This window comes from Anaerosporobacter faecicola (assembly GCF_012070565.1).
Classification (GTDB): Bacteria; Bacillota; Clostridia; order Lachnospirales; family Lachnospiraceae; genus Anaerosporobacter; species Anaerosporobacter faecicola.
In genome coordinates, this window is sequence record NZ_JAAQRO010000036.1 from 128,781 (window position 1) to 138,379 (window position 9,599).

General features: G+C 45.0%; 10 protein-coding genes and 1 pseudogene. All 11 read right to left on the bottom strand.

The genetic code is table 11. The annotated features are described in order from the left end of the window. Positions 1-6 precede the first annotated feature (6 nt). Positions 7-873, bottom strand: a complete 867-nt coding sequence (locus HBB17_RS16035) for a head maturation protease, ClpP-related (protein ID WP_167958510.1) — start codon at positions 871-873, stop codon at positions 7-9. Next, on the bottom strand, positions 785-2,131 hold the full coding sequence (locus HBB17_RS16040) for a phage portal protein (protein ID WP_167958511.1): 1,347 nt from the start codon (positions 2,129-2,131) through the stop codon (positions 785-787). Before HBB17_RS16040 ends, HBB17_RS16035 begins: the two co-directional genes overlap by 89 nt. Positions 2,132-2,153: 22 nt before the next feature. Beyond that, positions 2,154-3,716: a terminase TerL endonuclease subunit gene (locus tag HBB17_RS16045; protein WP_167958527.1), complete on the bottom strand. Its 1,563-nt coding sequence runs from the start codon at positions 3,714-3,716 to the stop codon at positions 2,154-2,156. Positions 3,717-3,812: 96 nt separating this feature from the next. Continuing rightward, the gene (locus HBB17_RS16050) at positions 3,813-4,007 is read right to left on the bottom strand and encodes a hypothetical protein (RefSeq protein ID WP_167958512.1); all 195 of its coding nucleotides are present in this window, start codon (positions 4,005-4,007) and stop codon (positions 3,813-3,815) included. A 90-nt stretch (positions 4,008-4,097) separates the two neighbouring features. Then, positions 4,098-4,298 carry a hypothetical protein gene (locus tag HBB17_RS16055; RefSeq protein WP_167958513.1) on the bottom strand — a complete coding sequence of 67 codons (201 nt, stop codon included), beginning with the start codon at positions 4,296-4,298 and terminating at the stop codon, positions 4,098-4,100. Beyond that, positions 4,288-4,758: a gamma-glutamylcyclotransferase family protein gene (locus tag HBB17_RS16060; protein ID WP_167958514.1), complete on the bottom strand. Its 471-nt coding sequence runs from the start codon at positions 4,756-4,758 to the stop codon at positions 4,288-4,290. The genes HBB17_RS16055 and HBB17_RS16060 overlap by 11 nt, the downstream gene beginning before the upstream one ends. Positions 4,759-4,840: 82 nt before the next feature. Further along, the gene (locus HBB17_RS16065) at positions 4,841-5,785 is read right to left on the bottom strand and encodes an amidoligase family protein (RefSeq protein ID WP_167958515.1); all 945 of its coding nucleotides are present in this window, start codon (positions 5,783-5,785) and stop codon (positions 4,841-4,843) included. 125 nt (positions 5,786-5,910) lie between these two features. Then, positions 5,911-6,306, bottom strand: a complete 396-nt coding sequence (locus HBB17_RS16070; RefSeq protein WP_167958516.1) for a DUF4314 domain-containing protein — start codon at positions 6,304-6,306, stop codon at positions 5,911-5,913. Continuing rightward, positions 6,306-7,052: a virulence protein gene (locus tag HBB17_RS16075; protein WP_330588251.1), complete on the bottom strand. Its 747-nt coding sequence runs from the start codon at positions 7,050-7,052 to the stop codon at positions 6,306-6,308. Before HBB17_RS16075 ends, HBB17_RS16070 begins: the two co-directional genes overlap by 1 nt. A gap of 29 nt (positions 7,053-7,081) precedes the next feature. Then, positions 7,082-8,932, bottom strand: a complete 1,851-nt coding sequence (locus HBB17_RS16080; RefSeq protein ID WP_167958529.1) for a DNA cytosine methyltransferase — start codon at positions 8,930-8,932, stop codon at positions 7,082-7,084. Beyond that, a pseudogene (locus tag HBB17_RS16085) lies at positions 8,916-9,482 on the bottom strand (DNA-methyltransferase); the annotation flags it as partial. The gene HBB17_RS16080 and the pseudogene HBB17_RS16085, both read right to left, overlap by 17 nt. Positions 9,483-9,599: the final 117 nt, after the last annotated feature.

Genomic DNA, 9,599 nt, shown 5'->3' on the forward strand with positions numbered 1-9,599 from the left:
TCCTCCTTAAATATACTTTTTGATTAGTTCCAGACGGTTTCTGATTTCATTTGCAGATACACCATCCGTTTTGGTTACAGCAGGGATTTCTGCCTGCTTGGTTACATTTACGCTTGGCTTTTTGTAATGCTCCTCCAACTTGTTAAGAAGGGCATTGTTTACCGCCTTGCGTGAAAAAAGCACGGAATTGGATGATTTCTTTTTCTCATCCTCTTCGGTGCTTTCTTGCTTCTCTGATTCGCCTTCCTTCGGCTCATCCTCTTCTTCATCCTCTTCCTCTTCCTTTTCAGGAAAAGCATTTCTTGTGATAATGTCATCCGCAAAGCCGAGTTCCACGGCCTTTGTGGCATCCATCCATGTTTCTGCATCCATAAGACGGGATAACTTCGCTCTCGACATCCCGGTCTTTAACGCATACGCATTGATAATGGAATCCTTAACCCCCTCAAGCATCTCGATAGCCTTTGCCATCTCGGTATGGTCACCGAAAGCTACTGTCGCAGGGTTATGAATCATCATCATGGATACCGGGGACATTAAAACTGTATGTCCAGCCATAGCAATCACGGATGCAGCCGATGCTGCGATGCCGTCAATCTTGACTGTGACGTTCCCCTTGTAATTTGCGAGCATATTGTAAATCTGTGCAGCCGCCACACAGTCACCTCCCGGTGAATTAATCCATACCGTAATGTCACCACTTCCGGCATTCAATTCATCCTTGAACATCTGAGGTGTAAAATCGTCATCGAACCAGCTCTCCTCGGCAATGGTGCCGTATAACTCAAGTGTTCGTTCTACGATTTCTTCGTTTGTTTCCTGGTTCAGAACTTTCCTGTTCTTCCAGTTCCAGAACTTCTTCTTGTCCCTCATCGGAATCCTCCTCTCCATTTTTAGTGCCATCGGCTGCGAAGATACCCGCATCCTCCAGCTTTGTCATATTTCCATTGATAAGGTATAAATCCCCGCCAAGTTCAGCAGGAATACGGTCAAGGTTCTCCAGTTCCCTTATGTCATTTGCAGACATCCACCCATTCTGTCTTGCCGTGGCATAGCCGTTCATACGGCTCTGATAATCTCCACGAAGGAGTCCGTCCACATTAAACTTCACAAAATAGGTCTTTTTCTCCTCTTCCGTAAACAGCCTTCGTGCCATAGCCTGCTCCAGTCTTGTAAGCCACGGGCGAAGTGTGTACTGTACATATTCCAAGGACTGCTGTTCAATATTGGAGAAGGAACTCTTTTCCAAATCTGCAACCATATGGGGTGGAACACGGAATATCCTGCAGATTTCCGTCACCTGAAACTTTCTTGTCTCAAGGAACTGTGCCTCCGATGGGTTGATGGAAATCGGTGTGTATTTCATGCCCTCTTCGAGGACTGCCACCTTATTGGAATTTGCAGAACCTCCAAAGGTCTGTGTCCAGCTTTCCCTTACCTTGCTTGGGTCTTTGAGTGTCCCCGGATGTTCCAATACACCACTCGGTGCAGCCCCGTTTGCATAGAATTTACTTCCATACTCCTCGGCTGCTATACCAAGACCGATGGCATTCTTGGCCATTGCGATTGGAGAATATCCAACCAAACCGTCAAAGGATAATCCCGGAACGTGCAGGACATCCTCCGGCTTTAACCTCACTGTGGAACCTTTATTTGTTGGGGCATCATCGGAAGATACCATGTACTCATAATAGAGATGTCCTTTCTCATCCCTGTCTACCGTCATTCTGTCCGGCATGAGCGGGTAAAGACCGATGACCTCGCCCTTTCCATTTCTGATAATCTGACTGTAGGAATTGCCCCATAAAAGCAAATGGGTAAGTGCCACCTCAAAAAAGGAATATGCCGTCATTTCCGGGTTTGGCTCATCGTGTAACAGGTGGTACAAAGGATGGTCGATGGCTTTCTCCTTGCCACCATCCTTGTTGTATCTGTACAGATGTAATGGCAGGCTTGCCACCGATTCTGATATGACTCTGACACAGGCATAAACCGCCGATGTCTGCATGGCACTTCTTTCATTTACCCTTTTCCCGGCAGAACTCTGACCAAGAAAAAAACTGTAGGCACTGCCTGCAGTTCTGTTTGTGGGTGCATCTCTCGATTTAAATATTCCACTGAAAATTCCCATAATGTTCACCTTCCTTTACCAACTAAAAAACGAGAAGTCCACGGGTATCGTAGACGCTCTCGCTCGTATCGTTTCCACATCTTATTGCTCTATCAAGTGCCATGATACAGGCTATGGCACCATCTATCTTTTCTGTTGATTTTGATTTATCTGCCTTGATATTTCCAGCAGGGTCAGTACGAATAAAAATGTTATCCATATTCCACCGAAGAACGGGATGCCCGCCATGTGCAATCCTCTGTTCAAGGGTCAGTTTCATGAGTTCCTTTGTCGGTGGGGACATTGACGCAAATCCCTGTCCCATTGCCACAACATTAAATCCCATGCCTTCGAGGTTCTGCACCATCTGGACTGCTCCCCAACGGTCAAATGCTATCTCCCGGATATTAAACCGTTCGCCAAGTCTCTCGATGAACTTTTCAATATATCCATAGTGAACCACATTTCCTTCCGTAGTCTGAATGAATCCCTGTCTTTCCCACACATCATAATTCACATGGTCCCTTCGTACTCGCAAATCAAGTGTCTCCTCCGGCAGCCAGAAATAAGGAAGAACATAATATTTATCATCCTCGTCAAGAGGTGGAAATACCAGGCAGAAGGATGTAAGGTCTGTGGTACTTGAAAGGTCGAGTCCTCCATAACATACACGTCCTTCCAGATCATCTTCATTTACCGGGAATGCACAGGCATCCCACTTTTCCATTGGCATCCAACGGATGCTCTGTTTTACCCATTGATTCAGACGAAGCTGTCTAAAAGCATTCTCTTCGCCGGGATTCTGTCTTGCAGATTCACAGGCGGCCTCGACTTTATCGATACCGATAGTCTCTCCAAGTGATGGATTTGCTTTCTTCCATACCTTTGGGTCTGTCCAATCTTCCTCAACCCCTGCACCAAAGATTACAGGATAAAAAGTACTGTCATGCTTTCTCCCTTCCATGATATCCAAAGCCTTCTGATGCACCTCATAACAGATACTCTCGGTATTATTCCCGGCTGTGGTTATAAGGAAATATAGGGGTTGCATTCTGGCATCTCCCGAACCCTGAACCATAACATCATATAATTTGCGGTTCGGCTGAGTATGCAACTCATCAAAAATAACGCCATGCGTATTAAATCCATGCTTGTTGGAAACATCGGCACTTAACACTTGGTATGTACTTTTTGTAGGCAGATATTCCAGCTTTTTCTGTGATTCGTATATCTTGATTCGTTTGCTTAATGATTTTGAAAATCTCACCATATCGGCAGCCACATCAAATACGATTTTCGCTTGGTTCTTATCGGCTGCACAGGAATATATCTCACCACGCTGTTCCCCTTCACATAGCAGCAATAATGCAACGGCGGCTGCTAATTCTGATTTGCCGTTCTTCTTGGGTATCTCTACATAAGCCATATTGAACTGACGATACCCATTTGGCTTTATGGTTCCAAATACATCCCTTATGATTTGCTCCTGCCAATCCATAAGTTCAAATTTCTTTCTTGCCCATGTACCTTTTGTATGACAGAGGTTTTCAATAAAGTTCACAGCAAAATCTGCCTCGGCTTTATCGTAGTGAGAATCCTCTGCCATAAATCTGGTCGGCACATATTTTTTCAGTTTTCTCACATCATCACCTCCACGAAAAAAGGACCCTTGCGGATCCTTTCAACTTTCTCTGTTTTCTTTTTAACACATTTTGTCGAGTGCTTCGTACTCGGCTAACTTTCTTGTGTATTCCTGTGCAATGCACTGTCTTTTAAATGAGTTCTTTTCGCATCTGCCTTTCTTGTAAAGGTCATCAAGTTCTGCTTTTCTTCTCTTAAGAACCTCGATTTCGTTTCCTTCCTCAATCTCGATTATATCCTTTTCAAATCTTGTCATGGCTAATGCCCTCCTTGTCTTTTGGTATGTACATATATCACTCTAAACGCACATAATAGCAAGTTAATAATCGAGAAATGTGTAACTTTTTTATATGGTATGTTGGTGAATCGTATCCAGAATTTTCTCCTGCTCCTCAAACTCAACTCCAATGCTTTCTAATGCCTCTCTTGTTCCACAATCCGGGCAGATAGCTGTGATTCCATCCACTCTTGAAAGTGCAGGTGGCTGTCTATATATATTGCCACAGCGTGGACATTTCCTTGGCTCAATTTTTCTTTCAATCTTCATGGCATTCCCTCCTGCTTTTCTCTATTGCCTGAAACAAAATGTTCTCATCAAATTCAAATGCTCTGTACCCTTCAAGGCAGGTCTCAATATAATGCCAGCTTGGAATACCAAGTGGTCTGTCCTCGTGCATGATGTACACATAGACCTTTCTTTTCCTTATCTTTCCTGTTCTGATTCCGATAATCGGCAGTTCCATTTCTGCCTTGTAGTAAAAGGTGGGAAATCCCTCGTACCTGTCAAGGGCAGCCTCGTCCGTCTCTGTGGTTTCCCACACGGCCACGGGAACGCTCTTCCCCTTCTTTGGTTCGACTGTCAAATAAGAACCCGTCTTGCTCCCCTTAAAAAGGAGTTCATAATCCGGCAGGGTTGCCGTCCCGATAATCCTTGCAGTAGGGCATCGGAATTTCATCTGTCTGATGTTCAGGTTGCTGCCATAGGCAATGTAATATCTTTTCTGCATAATGCATCCATCCTTTCCGAAGGGGATACCCTTCTACCACCTTAAGACCGCCGAAGCGGTCATTTCCTAAAGTGGCAGAAGGCTATGCCCTTGCCGTTCTGAATGCTGTATCTCCATCAAGCCTCTTTGTAAGAATGTCCCTTGCTGTTTTGAACTCATCCCCGATGAATCCGAGCCTAAGAAGCCAAGTCCTCATTGCGTACTTTGGATTCTCATTCTGCTGTGGCTTTGGGCTTGCTGTTCTGACTTCCTTTGCCATCTGGCTGAGTGCAAGGCAAAGCTGAATGTATGCCTTAAGTTGCCCGGCATGAAGTCCGTTCTGCTTTCCGTCTGCAGGGGCATCGAATTGGAAAAGTCTGAATTCAATGGTCCCCTTTGTAAATGTTGCATGGTAGTTAAGCATATGGTATCGGCTGTCGTTGTAATGCTGACTCCTTCCGTAGTTGCAGCCCTGTGAGCCGTACCAAAGGTCTGCCAAGGCACTCATGGTCTTTGGCTTTTTCTTGTTAATCTGCTCTAAAAACCTTGGGTCAACCGTTCTGCAATATCTGTCCAGTCGGTAATGGTCAAGGTCAAGTGCCTTTGCAATGAGGTCTTCGTGGCTCGCCATGATGTTTGCTAGGTTTCTCATGGTCTGTGGTGTATGCCCCTTTGCTCCAATGTGGATGTGTACCCCGCATCCTCTTGTTGCATCACTCTTTGCCCCGGCGTGTCGAAGCTGTCTGATTAACTCCTGCAAGGTTTCCATGTCTGCGTAGGTAAGGATTGGTGTTACCAGTTCGCATTTTTCGCTGTCGCATCCGGCAATGCTTACATCCCTTTGGAATTTCCATTCTCTTCCCTGCTCATCCCATGCTGACCAAGTGTAGTATCCGTTCCTTCCGGCTGTGTTTTCGTAGCGTCCTGTTCCGAAGAACTTGGCTGCAATTCTCGCTGCCTTTTCCCTTGTGATGCTATTCATTTCAACCTCAACTCCGATGGTCTGCTTTTTCATTTCTTCAATCTGATGTGTGATTTTTTCGTTCATTCTATGTACCTCCTGAAAAGTATTCCCTTTCGTTGTGTACATATATCACTCTAAAGCACATAAATTGGAATACCACTACTGGACAAAGATACACACCTTTTATTGTGTATCTTTCCAGCGGTTTTCTACTCTTCCCCATCCGTGCAGACAGCCTTTCCCATCGCAAGTTCCGCCACAATCTTGGCATAACGTTCCTGCTCACTTCCTTCGGAACCCGCCATTGCTTTCATATAAAATTCCAAAGCATCCTCCCGGCTGTCCCATACTTCCTCATCGTTATAGCAGATGACTTTCACGGTACTTAGTTTTCTGCAGGAGTCCTCTCCATAGACAACCCCAAGGCAGCATCCGTTATCCCAATGTACATGGATTGTACCTGTGTCATCCACCTCCGTAACAGTTCCTTTCGTGCCACTTGGAATGTCTCTGTATGGGTCATTCATAGAAATCAGTTCAACTCTTGAACCTGCCGGGTACTGTTCCTTTACCCTATTTACAATATCTCTTGGTGGAAAAAACATTACTGCTCGCCCCCTTTCTTCGCTCCTGCCTTGAATGCAGCCGAGCCATCCAGTTTTGAAAGAAGGATTTTTCTGTCTGCTTTGAACTCATCCCCGATGAACCCTAGCCTTAAGAGAAAACATCTGAATGCATATTTCTCATTCTCGTTTTCCTTTGGCTTTGCAGTAACTCTCTTCTGCTTTTTACTCATCTCACAAATGGCCGATATGAATTTGGTGTAGGCAAGTGCCTCTTCCGGCTTTACCTCTTCAAACCAAGGGAAGGAAATATTCTCTTCGTCTGTAGTAAAACTTAGGTCGGGAATACCAAGTGCCTTTTTTATCAAATCTCCTTTTGCATCCAGAAGGCTTGCAAGGTTGCCTACCTCTACCTTTTCAAGTGGTATGGAAACCGTAAGTCCAAGGCTCTCGCCCGGTTCTGCCCCTTTATTCGGCTCACTGTCGGGTTCTTCTGCCCCCTTTTCATTGTTGTTCCATTCTGCCGGGCTGACCCCTGTTGCCAAAACGCAGGCATCAACAATCGGTGCGACCTCATCAAGGTCATCAAAATCTCCGAATTCCAATTCGCCATTCTTTCCTACAGTAAAGCTCCCAATTTCGTAGGCGCAGGAAGGAACTCCGAGGTATTTTGCCTTTCCCCCGATTTCCTTCTCGATTGCCTGAACCATAGCTTTTCGTTTGTCCTTTGTTACATTGAAATGTAGTACCATGTTTTGTACCTCCTTATGATTTTTTGGTATGTACATATATCACTCTGAAGGCACATAATAGCAAGCTATTTCTGTGATAAATCCGAATAATATTTGATACCCGCAAGCACGAAGAAAACATTCGGAAGAGCCACTCCGTTTCCCCACATTTTATATTCTGCCGAATCACTCTGTGGGTTCTGCAGCCATTTCCTTATCTGTGCATCAGACTTTGGTTTCGTAATCTTTCCGATTGCTTTCGCATGAGTTTCAAAGACCTCTCTCCACTTTGCGATGTCCTCATCCGTTGGATCAGGAATGCCTATGCCATCACACCACCAATCCGGGAATCCCTGCAGTCTCGCACATTCCGTTGGAGTAAGCCTGCGTACAATATAATCAATCTCGTCCCCGTCATTTACTATAGGTGGGTCTTTATAATCCGTAGCAACAAGTGTATTTGCACACTCTTCATTTGCCTCGGTAAAGAATGATGCCTTCGATGAAGAAAATCTCGGATGGGCAACCCCGGATGCTCCAGATGCCACAAGTGTTGGCTCAACTTCCTCTTCAATCTGAAAGCTGAACTTGGCATTGTAACCTTGATTCATTGCAGGTCTTCCTATACCATAGGAAACCTCACCCACGAAATTCTCTTCCGGGTTTTTCATCATCTGACTGGACGGACCCTTGGGACCATCGTTTGCTGATAGTGTTGCATGAACTTCTGCAAAAGCAACTGCGTGTTGCTCTGTGGCGTTTAAGGTATACATCACATCGGATTCCTTATAACCATCTCCCCTGTGGGAAGGACGGCTGCCGTTGCCTTCAATAACAGCAATGCCACCCTGATTACAGGTAGGATTCCCACCATTGGCATCAAGGCATCTTGATGTATCTGCCTCATAAAATCCGCTGTTCGGATTATCCGACTTCATGGAGTTACTGTTCTTCGCACACACACCAAAGGCTCTCGGTTGGAACAATGTCTGGTCATTATTGGTGCTTAAGGTAGCTGACAGATTATCCTGTATCAACGCTCCCTTGCCCCCACCCTCACAGCCACATCTGACTTTCAAAGTCTTTGGTGTCTGAACTACGAATGGCTGATTGTTTCCACCTGTTCCATAAGTAGAAGAAACAGTCTGTGCAACAGCAAGGGGACCACGATACCTTGTATCCTGTGAGTGGTTTTCAAACATTAAGCTGTCTTGGCCGCCTGTTTCTCCAACGCCTTCTGTAATACCGTTGGCAGCGTTTTGCCACGACTTGAAGCCCTGCGCAGAATACCCTGACAAGCCTTCGGACTCAAATAATATTTTTCCGGCACTCCCTCCATCAAAATCTGCGACAAGGTAGATTCGTTGTCTTCTCTGGGGTACACCCCAATACTGAGCATCGAGGAGTCTCCATGCGATACTGAAGCCGTCTCCCATGATGCGTCCTGCATTTTCCCATTTTGCAGGTTTAGATATTGACACCTGCTCGTCTTTGACTTTGCAGATTTCAGTAAGGACTGCCTTGAAGTCTTCTCCACTGTTTGAGGAGAATGCTCCTGGGACATTTTCCCAGACGATATATCTTGGATATTTTCCATTGGTAGCCTCCCTCATTTCTTTAACAATTCTAATTGCCTCATAAAAAAGACTTGAACGGTCACCATCCAAGCCTTCTCTTTTGCCAGCCACCGACAGATTTTGACAGGGGCTGCCAAACGAGATGATATCTACAGGCTCAAGTTCTAAACCATCAAGTGTAGATATATCTCCATAATGTTTCATATTAGGAAATCGAGCCGTTGTAACTCTGATAGGAAATGGCTCAATTTCAGAACTCCAAATAGGTGTGATACCTGCAAGAACCCCACCCAATGGAAAACCCCCAGAACCGTCAAAAAGACTTCCGAGGGTAATTGGTTTCTTATTCTGTTGTTCCATCTCCAAAATCTACCTCCTTTACAAGGTCGGAGTACATCAGCTTTTCTCCATTTCGAATGACATACACATTGTCTGCATCATCTGTATCCTCAACATATCTGCGAAGAATGACGGATGCGTACTTTTCATCAAGTTCCATCGTATGGCAAATACGATTTGTCTGCTCACAGGTCATAAGTGTCGAACCACTACCACCGAAGGTATCGATTACGATTGCATTCTCCTGACTTGAATTGCCGATAGGATATGCAAGTAAATCAAGTGGCTTTGATGTAGGATGGTTCTTATTTTTCTTTGGCTTATCGAAGTTCCAAATGGTGGTCTGGGAACGACCTGCATTCTTACTCCAGTAGTGCTTACCATTCTGTAGAAATCCATACAAAACGGGTTCGTGTTGCCACTGATAATCCGAGCGTCCAAGCACAAGGGAATTCTTAACCCAAATGCAACAGCCGGATAAATGGAAACCTGCATCGATGAATGCTTTTCTGAAATTCAAGCCTTCTGTATCTGCATGAAATACATAAGCCGAGCCACCCTTTTTGATATGCCCCCTGTCAAGTAGACAGGTTAAATATCTAAAATGAGTGTTTACTGAATGACCATACTTCGTATGAGGTATGGTCATTTTTTATGCACACCATTTTTCTTTGTATTTTTTGATTCG

Bases quoted from the DNA above. Each gene is read 5' to 3' on its own strand.
- HBB17_RS16060 (WP_167958514.1), bottom strand. From the start codon at position 4,758: ATGCAGAAAAGATATTACATTGCCTATGGCAGCAACCTGAACATCAGA.
- HBB17_RS16040 (WP_167958511.1), bottom strand. From the start codon at position 2,131: ATGGGAATTTTCAGTGGAATATTTAAATCGAGAGATGCACCCACAAAC.
- HBB17_RS16075 (WP_330588251.1), bottom strand. From the start codon at position 7,052: ATGTACATACCAAAAAATCATAAGGAGGTACAAAACATGGTACTACAT.
- HBB17_RS16055 (WP_167958513.1), bottom strand. From the start codon at position 4,298: ATGAAGATTGAAAGAAAAATTGAGCCAAGGAAATGTCCACGCTGTGGC.
- HBB17_RS16065 (WP_167958515.1), bottom strand. From the start codon at position 5,785: ATGAACGAAAAAATCACACATCAGATTGAAGAAATGAAAAAGCAGACC.
- HBB17_RS16035 (WP_167958510.1), bottom strand. From the start codon at position 873: ATGAGGGACAAGAAGAAGTTCTGGAACTGGAAGAACAGGAAAGTTCTG.
- HBB17_RS16045 (WP_167958527.1), bottom strand. From the start codon at position 3,716: ATGGCAGAGGATTCTCACTACGATAAAGCCGAGGCAGATTTTGCTGTG.
- HBB17_RS16070 (WP_167958516.1), bottom strand. From the start codon at position 6,306: ATGTTTTTTCCACCAAGAGATATTGTAAATAGGGTAAAGGAACAGTAC.
- HBB17_RS16080 (WP_167958529.1), bottom strand. From the start codon at position 8,932: ATGGAACAACAGAATAAGAAACCAATTACCCTCGGAAGTCTTTTTGAC.
- HBB17_RS16050 (WP_167958512.1), bottom strand. From the start codon at position 4,007: ATGACAAGATTTGAAAAGGATATAATCGAGATTGAGGAAGGAAACGAA.